The following is a 13,819-nucleotide window of genomic DNA, read 5'->3' on the forward strand; positions in this document are numbered from 1 at the left end:
CGGCTCTCAGACGGGGGCTGCGCCCCCGGGTCGGAGGTGTTACAGCTCGCCGTCGGCAGCCATTTGCATATAGGTGGTGTCAAAGCGCAGTTGGGTATTGGCGCTGTTACCGTAGGTACCTTGCGGGCCTTCTACGCCGATAAAGCCGGCATCCGGTGCACCTTCACCCAGCAGACCGTGGTCGAATGAAAATTCGGCAACCTTCTGCATGGTGTCTAACAGTTCGTCGCTGTTGACCAAGGCCAGGGCATCAGAGGGGGTGTAGAACATTTTGGTTTTAGCCAATTGCGCCTCATAGCCGGCGCGATCGGTACCTGAGGCATTACCCATAGCTTCGCGCGCGGCAATACCCGCCTCGTCGTCGCCACTCATCAGGCCCATAATTTCGTACCAGGCGCCGACCAGTGCTTTACCGAGTTTGGGGTTTGCTTGCAGAGTCTCAGTGTTGACCACCAGCAGGTCCATGATTTCGCCCGGAATCTGCGATGAGTCGAATACCAGGTTGGCGTCATCTTCGGCCAAAATCGTGTTAAGCAGCGGATTCCAGGTAGTGACGGCACTGACCGAGCCCGAGTTATACAGGGCGACCATATCCGCATCAGAGGTATTGACTACCTGCACATCGGCTTCGCTCATGTCTACCGTTTCCAGGGCGCGGGCCAGCAGGTAGTGGGAAACGGATAGCTCGACCAGATTGACGCGCTGGCCTTTGATATCGGCCAGTGTGTCTTTATCCCGCAGGATGACACCGTCATTGCCGTTGGAGAAATCGCCCACAATCAATGCGGTGCTGTCTACGCCACTGGCGGCGGGAATGGTCAGCGCGTCCATATTGGTCATGGTGCAGGCGTCGAATTCGCCCGCGGTGTATTGGTTGATGGACTCGATGTAGTCGTTAATCTGCACCACTTCGATATCAATGTCGTACTTGTCGGCCCATTTATCGACGATTTTCTGCTCGGCGCCGTAGCCCCAGGGCATCCAGCCGACGTAGATGGACCAGCACACTTTAAAAGATTCGGCCGCCTGGGCCTGGAGAGAGAACAGCAGCGCGAGTGCTGCGATGGACAGCTTTTTCATGGTAAACCTCCGAAGGTTTTACTCAGGGTTACTGGAGCACTTTTGGCAATCAGGCCAATTCGAAAATCACGCCCGCAGGCATGCTTTCTAAGTCTCCCGGGCTTTTATCCCGCCGTGTAACCCTCGCTTCGAAGGTCGAAAGCTCTCGGACCAGTCGTGGGAGGATTATCCCACCGGAACCCTAGCTTTCTATTTATTGCAAATTGTCGATTGTCCCTACTTGCCAAGGAAGTGCGGACATTGTCGCCTACTGACTAAGCAAAAGAGATACCAGAAACATGGTCGTGCCGTAAAGCCCGCTGTTACGGGCGCTCCATGAGCGGTTAAAAAATTGAAGGTGAATGGATGAGATATGAGCTGCTCCAAGTTGGTGCTGTAATACGAAAATAATGTACGTTTTTGGTGCTTCGGTCGTATTATCGGTAATCACACGTAATTGGTGTATGCGGTTTGATGTTCTAGCCTTGCGTTAATGTGCGCCAACGCACAAACTCACATATACTCACAAATATTAACGTTCATAGGGTCAAGGTGGCCTGAGCAAGGTATTGCTAAATCGAGGTGGGGATGGAATCGAAAACTATGAACAAACCAACAGGAGAGGGCGTCGAGCCGATGGCCGAGTCGTCACAATCACATCAAGCATATAATACTTTGTCGCAGGCACAGGTTAGCCGGTATATAGAAGCCTGTGTCGCCGCCACGGACGATTACGTCGAGCAAAATTTTCCCACGTTCTGGGGTGACTGGATCAAGTCGATCGAAAAACGTGAGGAACACGCCCGCTCAAATAAAGAGCAAGTGGCGCTGGGAGAAATCATAAAGCTATTACAGCAGCGCGCGGTCTATATTCAGAGGCATTATCTCGAACTTCTGCACCAATGTTTTAAAGAGTTTGCGCGGCGGGAATTGGTTACCGCCACGGGGCAGGAGCGCTTTGCTCGCAACGAAGGCCTGACCCTGGTGGATAACTCCGATCTGGAAGAAACCATCGCGATTACCTCTATTTGCCACCGTAGCGACTCTCAGCTAGCAGAGCCTTTGTGGGCCTTGCATCAGCGCTTGGCGCTATTAAATGGAGGTAAAAAAATTGATGAGCGTGGCAATCCGGTCAGCCCTATTCAGTTCTGCGATACACTGCGTCGGGCTTTGGAAAACCTAGCGCTGGACGCACGCACCAAGGTTGTTGGCTACAAGCATTTTGAAGCTGCTCTGATTAAACCCCTGGCAGGGCTCTATGAGGATTTAAACGCCTTTCTGGCCAGCCAAGGTATTTTGACGAATCTGCGCTATAGCGCCGTGATGCGTGAGGAATCTGCGGAGCAGGCGGCACCTGGGCTGCAGGACGAGAGCGGTAGCGACAGCGCTGAGGCGCAAAGCCTAAAGTCTCAGGAGCCTGAACAGTCGGCCCCGCGTCGCCGCGCAACCGATCGAATCTTTGCGGATGCTGAAAACCGCGATCCTGCTCAGTATCAGCAGGGCTTAGTCAGTGCAATTAAGCTTTTACAAACGCATTTGGGGGCGAATTTGCTCGCCGGTGGGCAGAGCCGCTCACCGGCGGCGAGCCCTCAAAGACAAAATCATGCATCCACCACTGCTCACTCAGCAGGCGCGCACGCAGGCATTGAGCCTCTAGTGGGGGCTGTGGGCGTGTTGCAGCAGCAATTAGCGACCCAGGCAAAAGTGCTGGCCGACGTTAGTATTGGTGAAATTCAGCCTCAGCCAGTCGCCAGTGTGTCCAGTCAGTTAGTCGATGAACTGAAAAAAAGCGGTGATAGAGATGGCCGTTCTGATGAAATGTACACCATTGAACTGGTGGGGCTATTGTTTGAGTATATTTTATCTGACGATCAGCTACCGGATTCGGTCAAAGCGCTATTGAGCTATTTGCATACCCCAGTACTTAAACTGGCGTTTATCGATAAGGAATTTTTTGAAAATGTAGACCATCCAGCTCGCGTGCTTTTGAATCAGATGGCCGAAGCAGGGGCGCGCTGGGTGAGCAACGACGGCTCCAGCCAGTACAACATCTTTGAAAAAATAAAAACCACCGTTTTCCAAGTGCTGGAAAAATTTGGCAATGACGTAAAGGTGTTTGCCGAGGCGTCACTGGAGTTTAGTTCTTATATCCGCAATGTCTCGCGGCGTCAGGATTTGATGGAAAAGCGCGCGATGGAAAAAGCTCGCGGGGAAGAAAAGCTTCGCGAGGCAAAAATACTGGTGAATACAAAAGTATCCCACCTGATTGATGGTCGCGACTTGCCTTCACCAGTTTTGTTATTGCTATTGTTACCCTGGTCCGATTATCTGTCTTTTGTCATTTTACGCTATGGCGCGGATTCCGATTCATGTCAGCGCGCGCTTCAAGTGGCGCAAAATTTGATTTGGAGCGTCGAGCCCAAGCTTTTAGAAGTTGACAAGGTAAAGCAGTTGGAAATGCAGGATGCATTGTTACAAGCCTTACAGGCTGGATTTGAAACCATAGGTTACGAGCAAAACAAATCCCGTAAATTGTTGGATGCTATCGCCGGGCTGCAGAAACTCGCACTGAAAAGCCAGAAAGCTGAACCGGCGCCAGAGCCTATGCGGGCAAAACTGGAAAGTATGGCGGCGGAAAAAGCGGGTAACGTCGATATTGAGAACACCAACGCGAGCGCGGAAGAGGCTAAGCTGATTGAAAAGCTCAAACTTATTGAGTTCGGCACCTGGCTTGAGGATGATAAAGGCAAACGCATAAAAGTGGCTTGGTACAACCACAAAACCATGCACTATATGCTAGTGGATCAGCAGGGTCGAAAAGTGGCAATGAGCTCTGCGCTACAAATGGCTCGAGCAATGATTGCCGGCAAACTGCGTATCATCGCCGGCAGCACCAAACCGTTTTTTGAGCGGGCTTTGGAAAACATTTATCACAGCTTAAACGCGCGCGCCTCCGGCGAGCTGTTAAATCGTGAGTAAGACAATGGTCGAGCAACCGAAACAAGACGGTCGCAGCCAGCAGCGCCAAGGTGCTGGGCAGAATATTGATGTGTACGACAATACGCTCGATGCCTATCTTGGGCGTTTGGTCAATATTCACAGCGACGGCTTGATGCTCATTGGCGATCAACCCTTTGAGGAAGATAAGCTGTACCGGCTGGATTTGCATTTATCCGAGCCGGTTAATCAGCGCAACAGTATTCAGCTGGGTGTGGATTGTCTGTGGGTTCGCAACGCCGACGATAATGGTAAACACTGGGCGGGGTTCAGTATCATCGATGCATCCCCCCAAGCGTTGCAGGATATTGAATGCCTGTGTAAGCGTTAAGGCTCCAGCTGGGCGAATACCTCAGCGGCCTTAGCGATGGTGGTGTCAATATCGGCGTCGGTATGTGCTTGCGACATAAACCCGGCCTCGTAGGATGCTGGCGCCAAGTAAACGCCTCTATCCAACATGCCGTGAAAAAACCGATTAAAGCGTTCCGTATCGCAGGCCATCACCTGGCGATAGTTACTCACCTGTTGCTCCTCGGTAAAAAATAGCCCAAACATACTGCCAACACTGTTGGTAGTAAGGGGAATACCTGCGCGCTCGGCTTCGCGGGCGATGCCATTCACCAAACGTTGAGTTTTGCTCTCCAGGCGCGGGTAAAAGTCAGGCGCCTGCAACAGTTCCAGGGTGGCGATGCCGGCGGCCATAGCAACCGGGTTGCCCGACAAGGTGCCGGCTTGATAAACAGGTCCCTTAGGCGCGATGTATTCCATAATCTCACGCTTACCGCCAAAAGCGCCTACTGGCATGCCGCCGCCAATGACTTTGCCCAAGGTGGTAATATCGGGCTGAACTTTATAATAGCCTTGAGCGCCGCTGGCACTAACGCGAAAACCTGTCATTACCTCGTCAAAAATCAATACGCTGCCATTCTCGTCGCAGACTTTACGCAAGCTTTGTAAAAAGCCGGGTTGCGGTGGAATGCAGTTCATATTGCCAGCCACAGGTTCCACAATGACGCAGGCCACCCGCTCGCCGTGCTGAGCAAAAAACTCTTCCACCTGATCGGCGTCGTTATAGTTAAGGGTGACAGTGTGCTCGGCCAGTACGGCAGGCACCCCCGGTGAGCTGGGGACACCCAGTGTGAGCGCGCCGGATCCGGCTTTAATCAGCAGTGAGTCAGAGTGGCCGTGATAACAGCCTTCAAATTTCACGATGGTGTCGCGCTCGGTGTAGGCTCTTGCCAAGCGGATGGCGCTCATGGTCGCTTCGGTGCCTGAGTTAACAAAACGCACCAGGTCCATGCCCGGCATTCGCTCGCATACCATCTTCGCCAGCGTGGTTTCACGCTCGGTCGGGGCGCCAAAGGTCAGGCCTGACTCTACTGCTTGAATAACGGCAGCAATCACCTCCGGATGGCTGTGCCCTAGTACCATTGGGCCCCACGACTGCACATAGTCGATGTATCGTTTGTTATCGACATCGGTGACATAGGCACCTTTGGCGCTTTGCAAAAATATCGGGGTGCCGCCGACGGCTTTAAAAGCTCTGACCGGTGAGTTAACGCCGCCGGGGATAAACTTGGCGGCTTGGGCAAAAAGGGTTTCGGACTGAGTCATAAAACGCTCCTCGCGTTTTGGTTCTGATTTACATGTTGGGAAAAGCTTTGGCTGTATTCGGCGATATTATCCGCGTGGTACACACCTTGGCATACGGCCGTGTAGTTGGCGCCGTAAGCTTTTACTTGATTGGCATTACCTTGGTTAATACCGCCGATAGCGACAATAACTGTGTTGGGCCAGCGCGCTCTGGCCTGTTGCAACAGTGCCATGGGGGCCGGTGGGGCATTGGGCTTGGTTGCGGAGGTAAAGAAACGCCCGAAGGCAATGTAGGTGGCGCCGTGTTGCAGCGCTTGTTCGGCCAGTGCCAGGCTGGCGTGGCAGGTTACCCCGATAATGGCATTGTCTCCCAGTCGTTTACGTGCCAACGCCACGCTGTCATCACCTTGGCCTAAATGAACACCGGCGGCGCCGGTTTGCAGGGCGAGATCCACATCGTCATTAATGATGAGTTTGGCATCGAAGGTGCCACAGAGTGCATGTAGCTGCGAGGCTTCTGCTAATCGTTTGCTGGTATTGCCCGACTTATCGCGGTACTGAATCAGGCGGCAACCGCCCTGTAAAACCTGCTGGGTCTTCAATGCCAATGCTTCGCCACCAAAGTGATCGCTGTGGGTAATCGCATAGAGATAATTGCTGGGAGATAGGCTCAACATGGGCGCAAGTTTACCCAGCGTGCAGGTCCAGTGCAAAGCGTAGCGTTCTGATCAGCGGTTGTGTTTACACCAAAATAGCCGATTGGGAATGCTGTGGCCCATTCCCAAGCGGCGACTAGCCTTTAGGCTACTCCAGGTAAATTGCTGCGCTTGTTCCACCGCGTCTGACAACAACAGCCCGTGGGCCAGGTAAGCGCACAAGCTGGCCGATAAGGTGGCGCCGCTGCCGTGGCTGAACTGCGCCAAGCGAGGCCAGCAAAACTCTCTTGCCGGCTGCCTGGGGCGATAAAAACAATTGATGAAGTGCTCGCTGGTGCGCTTGGCACCGGTAATCAATACCGCCTCGCAGTTGTGTGTGAGCAGTTCCCGCGCGCAGGCGTCAACGCTGTCGGCTTGGCGGGCCAACTGCTGCGCCTCGACGATGTCAGGTGTGGTAATGCTGGCCAGAGGCAAGAGTAAATGCAAAAGCGCGTCGCTGAGCTTATTGCCAGCTTCCGGAGTAATAGCGTCGGGGGTGTTAATCGAAAGGCTTAATACCGGATCTAGTACCACGGGTATCTGTGGGTAATCTTGCAAGATGCTGTGCATCGCTTCGATCTGTTCTGTCTGACAAAAATAACCGAGCTTGATCGCCGCCACTGGCATGTCTTCTAAAATGGCGCGGGTTTGTTCAATCAGCAGGCTGGCATCTGTAGGTTGTAGTTCAATCAGTTGGCGGGTGTCTCGCGCGCAGAGCGCCGTGACTATGGGGCAACAGTGAACCCCCAGGCTAAAAGAAGTTTCAATATCTGCCTGCACCCCGGTGCTACCAGTAGGGTCGTGGCTGGACAGGGAAATCATGACCGGCGATGTCGAACTAAATTCACTCATAGCAGCAGCTTATTATGGGCTATGAGTGAGTCTAGCACAGGGTATTAAAACGGCTTGACCACAGCCAAAATAACGATGGCGATTAGCGCTAGTACGGGCAGCTCGTTAAACACGCGAAAGTAAGTATGGCTGCGTTTATTGTCATCGCGCGCGAATTGCTTAAGGTGGTGGGCACACAAGTGGTGGTAGCCAATAAGTGCTGTTACTAGGGCGAGCTTAAGCCAAAACCAGTAGGTCGCTTTCAGGTAGTCCCATTGCCAGTGCACCAGTGCCAAGCCAAAGGCCAAGGTGGCAATCATTGCCGGCGTAGCGATACCGCGATAGAGCTTGCGCTCCATTATTTTAAACCTATCCTTTCCCGCTTGATCCTCGCACATCGCGTGGTAGACAAACAATCTTGGCAGGTAAAACAGAGCCGCAAACCAGCAGACTACCGATACGATGTGCAATGCTTTAATCCAGAGCATAGAGGCCTCGTTGATGTTTCTCGCCATTATGCCAAACAGGGCGCTAGGGGTCGCTGGAAATTTGCCTTTGGGGCTCTTATGATAGACCCCTTTGCCCTGCGGGGGCGCAACAAAGAGTGAGGTTTGGCTGTGATTAAAGTGGGAATTGTCGGTGGTACCGGGTACACAGGGGTGGAGTTGTTGCGCCTGCTGGCGAAACACCCGCAGGCTGAGGTAACGGTTATCACCTCGCGCGCCGAAGCGGGCATTCCCGTTAGTGATCTCTATCCAAACTTGCGTGGCCATGTGGATCTGGCGTTTAGCGAGCCGGATGTAAACACTCTGGGCAAGTGTGACCTGGTGTTTTTCGCCACGCCGCACGGTGTGGCACAAAACTTAATGCCCGGCCTATTGGCTACCGGCACCCGGGTGGTGGATCTGTCAGCGGATTTTCGCATTCGCGACGCCGAGCTCTGGGCGCGCTGGTATAACCAGCCTCACGGCTGCCCGGAATTGATCGACCAGGCTGTGTACGGCTTGCCAGAGTTAAACCGCGATGCGATCAAAGCCGCAAAGCTGGTGGCTTGCCCCGGTTGTTACCCCACAGCGGCGCAACTTGGCTTGATGCCACTACTGGAAAATAAGCTCGTAGACAGTGAGCAGTTGATTATCAACGCCGCCAGTGGTGCCACAGGTGCGGGCCGCCAGGCCAAGGTGGGTATGCTGCTAACTGAGATCAGCGACAGCTTTAAGGCCTATGGCGCTGGCGGGCATCGCCATCTACCCGAAATTGAACAGGCGCTGAGGGACATGCAAGGGCTTGGCGCTAAACCCGCTCAGGTTACCTTCGTGCCGCACTTGTTGCCTATGGTGCGGGGTATTCATGCTACTTCCTACGCGCGGGCGTTGGATGCGTCCACTTTGCCGGACTTACAGGCTCTGTATGAAGAGCGCTTTATGGATGAGCCGTTCGTGGATGTAATGCCAGCCGGCTCGCACCCTGAGACCCGCTCGGTGAAAGGCTCGAATATGTGCCGCATTTCCGTGTGCCAGCCACAGGGGCGCGATACCATTGTGGTCATGTCTGTTATTGATAACCTAACCCGAGGTGCCTCCGGTCAGGCGGTGCAAAATATGAACATCATGTTTGGCTTCGCGGAGACCGCGGGGCTTGATGTGGTCGCGCTGCTGCCGTAACGGTTACCGAGATGGCGAGTGTAAAAGGCACCAAGCAGTATTCGATGAAAGTGGTGCCCCATCGCCCGGGGCGCCGCTTACTGCAGCTGTTTATTCTGTTGCTGGTGGTTGGCTGCGCTGTCTGTGGCGCTTACTTTTTTGGTTTTTGGCAGGCCAGTGGTGGCAACTTGCCGAGCTTTAATGATAAAGAACGTCTTACCGCCGAACTGATTGAAGCGAGAGCCGAAGCCGATAAGCTCCGCCAGCAGGTGGCCAACCTGTCTATGGCTTCTGAGGTGGATCAGATGGCCAGCGAAGAGGTGCGCAGCGAAGTGATTGAGCTGCGCCAGCAAATTGCCAGCCTTGAGGCGGACATTTCATTTTATCGTGGGTTGATGGCGCCGGGAGAGAGCAGCTCCGGCCTGGCTCTCGGGGATATTACCTTGCGTCCAATCGGCACCCAAGGCCGTTATCGTTTTAAGTTTGTGGTGCAGCAAATTGCCACTAACCATCAGGTGCTCAACGGTAACCTTAACGTTGAACTGGTGGGGCACAGAGAGGGTGAGCAGACACGTCTGCCTCTTTATCAGTTGTCCAGCGACTACGATAGCGCGGATATAAAATTAAGATTTAAGTATTTTCAAAATGTCGAGGGCGAGCTGACGCTACCCGATGGCTTTGAGGCGCAAAGTCTGGAGCTGACGGCACGTTCTAGCGGCGATGATTCACAGCGGGTAGAGCGAAGCTACAGCTGGCTGGCGAGCGAGCCACAATAACAAGTTTGGGGATTTTTATGGCGTTTAGTAACAGTCACACCTTGATTTCAAAAGGTACTAACATCGTTGGCGATATCCACTTTACCGGGGATTTGCAGATTGAAGGCCGCGTAACCGGCAATATTATGGTCGAGGGCGGCGGTGACGCTAAACTGGTGGTGGCCAATAATGGTGTTGTGGAAGGCGAGGTGAGAGTTCCCATGGTCGTGATTAACGGCAAAGTGGTTGGCAACGTGTTCTCCACCAAGCATGTCGAGTTGGCATCTAAAGCCGTGGTTGAAGGGAATGTTCACTACAATCTTATCGAAATGGTCAAAGGTGCCCAGGTAAATGGCGCCTTGGTTTACGGGGCCTCAGAAAAAAGCCACCAGGCCATGCCTAGCGAGAGCGAGGCGACTGAATAGTAACGCGTATAATAGTTGACTGTTTTACTCTGGTATGGGGATAATCCTCGCCTAAGTTGTACTGGAGTCTTTTTGTATGTCTAGCCCCGAAGTTTTTACACCAGAGCCTTTGTATGTCAGCCCCGGCGCTGTTGCCAAGGTGAAAACCCTGGTCGAAGAAGAGGGGAATCCGGACCTAAAGCTGCGCGTGTACGTCACTGGGGGTGGCTGTTCCGGTTTTCAGTATGGTTTCACCTTCGACGATATGACCGCCGATGATGACACCATAGTGGAAAAAGACGGCGTGCAGGTGGTGGTTGATGCGCTAAGTTTTCCTTATTTAGCTGGCGCTAACGTTGACTACACAGAGGGCTTGCAGGGGTCGCGATTTGTCATCAGCAATCCCAACGCCGCCACAACCTGCGGCTGTGGCTCGTCTTTTTCGGTTTAATTCTCCCTCTTTATCTTTACTCTTGCTTGGGCGCCGCTGGGTAAACTCCTCCCAGAACTACCTCACGAGCGGCGCCCGTTACACTCTTCTGATTGCCCGGCAGGCCCGCCAGCGCGCGATGTGCTAGCCATGCGAATGCTGCCGCTTCCACCCAATCCGGCGCAATTCCCAGCGCTTCGGTGGTGTCTAGTTTAAAAGCGGGGTTTAGCCGCGCGAGACGGTTTAAGAGGGGGGAGTTGTGAGCGCCGCCACCGCAAATATATATTTCACCACCTGCATCTGCTCCCGGGCATTGCTGTAAATGCTCGCTTACGCTAACGGCTGTAAACTCCAGCAACGTGGCTTGGATATCCGCAGCTGGCAGGTTCGAGTAATCATTTAGAATGCCCGCCAGCCAGGCTAAATTGAACTCTTCTCGCCCCGAGCTCTTGGGAATGGGGCGCTGCAGATAGGGGTGGCCTAGTAAGCCTTGTAGCAGCTGGCTATCCACGGTACCGCTTGCAGCCCAGGCGCCATTCTTATCGAAGGCTTGTCCGCTCTCTTGCAAAATCCATGCGTCCAGCAGGGTGTTGCCGGGCCCGGTATCAAAGCCGAGCACGGGAGTGTTCGGTGCTAGCCAGCTTATGTTGCTGATACCGCCAATATTGATGATGGCTCGCGCTGTGGTCGGGCTGCTGAATACATGCTGGTGGAAGGCGGGTACCAAGGGCGCTCCCTGCCCACCGGCGGCCATGTCCCGGCGGCGCAAATCGGCCACGGTGGTGATGCCGCTGCGCTCGGCAATGATATTGGGGTCGCCAATTTGCCAGCTAAAAGGTGTGCTGGATTGACCCGGGGGGCGATGTCTAATGGTTTGACCATGGCTACCGATCGCCGTAATCGCCTCGGCGGGTGTGTTAGCCCGCTCCAGCAACTGCTTGGTGGCGTTCGCAAACAACTCGCCCAGTTCACGATCCAGCGCTCCTGCGAGCTCAATCTCGTTGTCGCCGGGGCTGCATAGTGCGTGAATACGCTGGCGCAGCGCGGGGCTAAACTCGTAACAGAGGTGGGCTTTTAGATCGCAGTGATGCTCGTTGATATCCACCAGCGCCGCGTCTATGCCGTCAGCGCTGGTGCCTGAGATAAGCCCTATGTAAAGGCTCATTAGTTAATTTTGCGTTCGGTGTCGCCCATTGCCAGCTGGCTGGCCGAGGTATGCTGTTGCAGTTGGGCCATCAGCGGTTGAGTCTGCGCTAAAAAGTCCTGCTTTTCGGCGCCGGCGACAGACTTAGCCTTGGGCAGCTTTTGCACAATGGTGCGGGGGTTGCGGTGGACGCCGTCGAGCAGAAACTCATAGTGCAGATGGGGGCCTGTGGCATAGCCGGTGGCGCCAACGGTGCCGATCACTTGTTTCTGTTTTACCCGTTGGCCATTTTTCACATGACGCTTATGCAGGTGCAAATACTTAGTCACGATGTTGTTGCCGTGCTGAATAAACACATAATTGCCGTTTGGCTTGGTGTAGCCAGACGCAATCACTTTGCCATCACCTGAGGCCCAGACAGGTGTGCCGGTATCGGCGGCATAGTCAGTGCCGCGATGCGGGCGTACGGTCTTGAAAATGGGGTGCAGCCTCTTAGGGTTAAAGTTGCCACTGATACGGCGGAAATCCACCGGCGCGAGTAAAAAGGCCTTGCGCATGCTTTCGCCTTCTGGAGTGTAATAGTGGCTGTCGCCGTCAGCATGGGTGTAACGCACAGCTCTAAATTTGTGCCCCTGGTTGGTAAACTCGGCGGCAAGGATGGCGCCATTGCCGATTTTTTCCCCGTCTAGAAACTTTTCTTCGTAGAGAACGCTAAAGTGGTCTCCCTTACGGATGTCTAGCGCAAAATCCACGTCCCAGCCAAAGATATTCGCCATTTCCATAATCATGGCGTCGTCCATACCTACTGATTGGCCCGCCATGTAGAGAGAGCTGGCGATAATCGCCTCTTTGTAGGTGGGGCGAATCTCCGGCTGCTTTACTTCTTTAACCGCGCGGAAGCCTTTATCGTCTTTTTCAAAGTGGGTGCTATTGAGCTTATTGGGAATGTGGGACAGTTTTTCCAGCTCACCATCAGGGGTCATATAAAAGACCAGCTCGTGTCCGGGCATAATGCGGGTTAGTGATTTTGCTTCCTTGCAGGTGCTGGTCAGCTGATAAACATCGCGATCATTGAGTCCGGCGCGTTTAAATAAAGTGGATAGGCTGTCGCCTGAGCGAACCGTAAAGCTTTTGCTTTCTAGGGGGCTAGGCGCAGGGCCTTGAGCTGTGGTCTCAAGGGGGGGCGTCGCCTCTATTTTGGGCGCGGTAACAGCCTCGGCCTGAGTCTGTGGAGCGGAAGCTTCTTCATGGTTGCTGCTTGCGGCAGGCGGGGCCACGAAGGCCGCCTGTGTCGGCGCAATATCAATTGGCAGCTTGAGGTTTATCGCCTCGGTTGTGTTCGCCTCGGGCTTGCTGGTTGAGGTTAATCCCCAGCTTAAAAGGCCAATAGTCAGTGCCGCAGCGACCACCATGTGGCCACGCGGAAAGGCGGACAATGCTCTAGCATTGCCTTTATTTTCTTTTGAATCATGGGGTTGCATGAAGTTTTTAAACCCGTACCGCATATAAAGTTCCCGCTAGTTATATCAGAAAAGCTCCTTAAGATCGAACCTTTTTGGTTAATTTTTGAGCTTGGCGGAGTGCGCTTAGTTTTGAGTTTGGCGGTATTAGTCAGCGGCCTGTGAAAAAAGTTGCACCAAGGCGATGGGGCTTGTTTTTGCTGATATATAGGGTATTGTTGCCCGCTTAATTTTCAGGCGGGGTGGGCTCTGCCTGGGTGTTACGACACAGTACAGGTAATTAATGGGTTTTGGCATGACGACTATTGATGCAACACTATTTGAAGACCTTCAGGCGCGTGGGCTGATTGCCCAGACTACGGGCGGAGATGTGTTGGCTGAGTACCTGTCCGCTGGTAGTCGCACCCTTTATAGCGGGTTTGATCCCACCGCCGATAGCTTGCATATCGGCCACCTAGTTCCTTTGTTGGCGTTAAAACGTTTTCAGTTGGCTGGGCATAAGCCGGTTGCGTTGGTCGGCGGCGCGACTGGCCTTGTGGGTGATCCAAGTTTTAAGGCGGCCGAGCGTAAGTTAAACACGCCGGACATTGTGGCTGGCTGGACCGATAAGCTAAAAGCTCAGGTCAGTCGCTTTATTGATTTCGATTGTGGCGAGAACTCTGCCGAGGTTGTGAATAATCTCGATTGGGTGGGGCAAATGAATGTGCTGGATTTCCTGCGGGACGTCGGCAAGCACTTTTCCGTCAATAACATGATTAACAAAGAGTCGGTAAAGCAGCGTATTGATCGTGAAGGGGCGGGAATCTCC

General features: G+C 53.6%; 14 protein-coding genes and 1 riboswitch (1 of these 15 only partly in view). Of the genes, 7 read left to right on the plus strand and 7 right to left on the minus strand.

Annotated features, from left to right (window positions below; genetic code table 11):
* Positions 1-39 precede the first annotated feature (39 nt).
* Positions 40-1,080: a putative urea ABC transporter substrate-binding protein gene (locus NHM04_RS13010; RefSeq protein WP_254264217.1), complete on the minus strand. Its 1,041-nt coding sequence runs from the start codon at positions 1,078-1,080 to the stop codon at positions 40-42.
* A gap of 91 nt (positions 1,081-1,171) precedes the next feature.
* A riboswitch (guanidine-I (ykkC/yxkD leader) is annotated at positions 1,172-1,276 on the minus strand.
* Between the two features lie 386 nt (positions 1,277-1,662).
* Between NHM04_RS13010 and NHM04_RS13015 the strand changes: the two genes are divergently transcribed.
* Both NHM04_RS13015 and NHM04_RS13020 read left to right on the plus strand, forming a co-directional pair.
* A complete protein-coding gene (locus NHM04_RS13015; protein WP_254264218.1) occupies positions 1,663-4,038 on the plus strand; it encodes a DUF1631 family protein in 2,376 nt (791 codons plus the stop codon).
* Complete coding sequence (locus NHM04_RS13020; RefSeq protein ID WP_254264219.1) at positions 4,031-4,387, plus strand: PilZ domain-containing protein; 357 nt, start codon at positions 4,031-4,033, stop codon at positions 4,385-4,387. The genes NHM04_RS13015 and NHM04_RS13020 overlap by 8 nt, the downstream gene beginning before the upstream one ends.
* Here NHM04_RS13020 and hemL read toward each other — a convergent pair.
* From hemL to hemJ, 4 genes are read right to left on the minus strand one after another with little or no spacing between them, the layout of a single operon-like run.
* Positions 4,384-5,670, minus strand: coding sequence for a glutamate-1-semialdehyde 2,1-aminomutase (gene hemL, locus NHM04_RS13025; RefSeq protein ID WP_254264220.1), 1,287 nt, complete (start codon positions 5,668-5,670; stop codon positions 4,384-4,386). The two genes, NHM04_RS13020 and hemL, sit on opposite strands and share 4 nt — an antisense overlap.
* Positions 5,667-6,326, minus strand: a complete 660-nt coding sequence (gene thiE / locus NHM04_RS13030; protein ID WP_254264221.1) for a thiamine phosphate synthase — start codon at positions 6,324-6,326, stop codon at positions 5,667-5,669. Before thiE ends, hemL begins: the two co-directional genes overlap by 4 nt.
* Before the next feature lie 51 nt (positions 6,327-6,377).
* Complete coding sequence (locus tag NHM04_RS13035) at positions 6,378-7,196, minus strand: hydroxymethylpyrimidine/phosphomethylpyrimidine kinase (protein ID WP_254264222.1); 819 nt, start codon at positions 7,194-7,196, stop codon at positions 6,378-6,380.
* Between the two features lie 44 nt (positions 7,197-7,240).
* The gene (gene hemJ, locus NHM04_RS13040; protein ID WP_254264223.1) at positions 7,241-7,663 is read right to left on the minus strand and encodes a protoporphyrinogen oxidase HemJ; all 423 of its coding nucleotides are present in this window, start codon (positions 7,661-7,663) and stop codon (positions 7,241-7,243) included.
* A 129-nt stretch (positions 7,664-7,792) separates the two neighbouring features.
* On the opposite strand from hemJ, the gene argC reads away from it, so the two are divergent.
* The 4 genes from argC to erpA all read left to right on the plus strand — a co-directional run bounded on the left by argC (position 7,793) and on the right by erpA (position 10,428).
* Entirely contained in the window at positions 7,793-8,839 is a 1,047-nt protein-coding gene (gene argC / locus NHM04_RS13045) for an N-acetyl-gamma-glutamyl-phosphate reductase (protein WP_254266639.1), read from the plus strand.
* Positions 8,840-8,850: 11 nt separating this feature from the next.
* A complete protein-coding gene (locus tag NHM04_RS13050) occupies positions 8,851-9,594 on the plus strand; it encodes a DUF6776 family protein (protein WP_254264224.1) in 744 nt (247 codons plus the stop codon).
* A gap of 17 nt (positions 9,595-9,611) precedes the next feature.
* A complete protein-coding gene (locus tag NHM04_RS13055; RefSeq protein ID WP_254264225.1) occupies positions 9,612-9,998 on the plus strand; it encodes a polymer-forming cytoskeletal protein in 387 nt (128 codons plus the stop codon).
* A gap of 76 nt (positions 9,999-10,074) precedes the next feature.
* Positions 10,075-10,428 carry an iron-sulfur cluster insertion protein ErpA gene (gene erpA, locus NHM04_RS13060; protein ID WP_254264226.1) on the plus strand — a complete coding sequence of 118 codons (354 nt, stop codon included), beginning with the start codon at positions 10,075-10,077 and terminating at the stop codon, positions 10,426-10,428.
* A gap of 16 nt (positions 10,429-10,444) precedes the next feature.
* Here the strand turns inward: erpA and NHM04_RS13065 are convergent, their stop codons facing one another.
* Together NHM04_RS13065 and NHM04_RS13070 are read right to left on the minus strand one after the other, a co-directional pair.
* Positions 10,445-11,572, minus strand: coding sequence for an anhydro-N-acetylmuramic acid kinase (locus NHM04_RS13065; protein ID WP_254264227.1), 1,128 nt, complete (start codon positions 11,570-11,572; stop codon positions 10,445-10,447).
* Positions 11,572-13,032, minus strand: a complete 1,461-nt coding sequence (locus NHM04_RS13070) for a peptidoglycan DD-metalloendopeptidase family protein (protein ID WP_254264228.1) — start codon at positions 13,030-13,032, stop codon at positions 11,572-11,574. The genes NHM04_RS13065 and NHM04_RS13070 overlap by 1 nt, the downstream gene beginning before the upstream one ends.
* 274 nt (positions 13,033-13,306) lie before the next feature.
* Here NHM04_RS13070 and tyrS point away from each other — a divergent pair, with 274 nt between their 5' ends.
* On the plus strand, positions 13,307-13,819 hold the beginning of the coding sequence (gene tyrS, locus NHM04_RS13075) for a tyrosine--tRNA ligase (RefSeq protein WP_254264229.1). The gene runs 795 nt beyond the window's last position; the window shows 513 of its 1,308 coding nt (coding positions 1-513); it begins with the start codon at positions 13,307-13,309; its stop codon lies off the right edge, out of view.

This window comes from Gilvimarinus sp. DA14 (assembly GCF_024204685.1).
In the GTDB taxonomy this organism is placed as follows: Bacteria; Pseudomonadota; Gammaproteobacteria; order Pseudomonadales; family Cellvibrionaceae; genus Gilvimarinus.

Coding starts and splice junctions, on each gene's coding strand:
- NHM04_RS13035 (WP_254264222.1), bottom strand. CDS start 7,196: ATGAGTGAATTTAGTTCGACATCGCCGGTCATGATTTCCCTGTCCAGC.
- NHM04_RS13065 (WP_254264227.1), bottom strand. CDS start 11,572: ATGAGCCTTTACATAGGGCTTATCTCAGGCACCAGCGCTGACGGCATA.
- NHM04_RS13050 (WP_254264224.1), top strand. CDS start 8,851: ATGGCGAGTGTAAAAGGCACCAAGCAGTATTCGATGAAAGTGGTGCCC.
- NHM04_RS13070 (WP_254264228.1), bottom strand. CDS start 13,032: ATGCAACCCCATGATTCAAAAGAAAATAAAGGCAATGCTAGAGCATTG.
- NHM04_RS13055 (WP_254264225.1), top strand. CDS start 9,612: ATGGCGTTTAGTAACAGTCACACCTTGATTTCAAAAGGTACTAACATC.
- NHM04_RS13015 (WP_254264218.1), top strand. CDS start 1,663: ATGAACAAACCAACAGGAGAGGGCGTCGAGCCGATGGCCGAGTCGTCA.
- erpA (WP_254264226.1), top strand. CDS start 10,075: ATGTCTAGCCCCGAAGTTTTTACACCAGAGCCTTTGTATGTCAGCCCC.
- thiE (WP_254264221.1), bottom strand. CDS start 6,326: ATGTTGAGCCTATCTCCCAGCAATTATCTCTATGCGATTACCCACAGC.
- NHM04_RS13010 (WP_254264217.1), bottom strand. CDS start 1,080: ATGAAAAAGCTGTCCATCGCAGCACTCGCGCTGCTGTTCTCTCTCCAG.
- hemJ (WP_254264223.1), bottom strand. CDS start 7,663: ATGCTCTGGATTAAAGCATTGCACATCGTATCGGTAGTCTGCTGGTTT.
- hemL (WP_254264220.1), bottom strand. CDS start 5,670: ATGACTCAGTCCGAAACCCTTTTTGCCCAAGCCGCCAAGTTTATCCCC.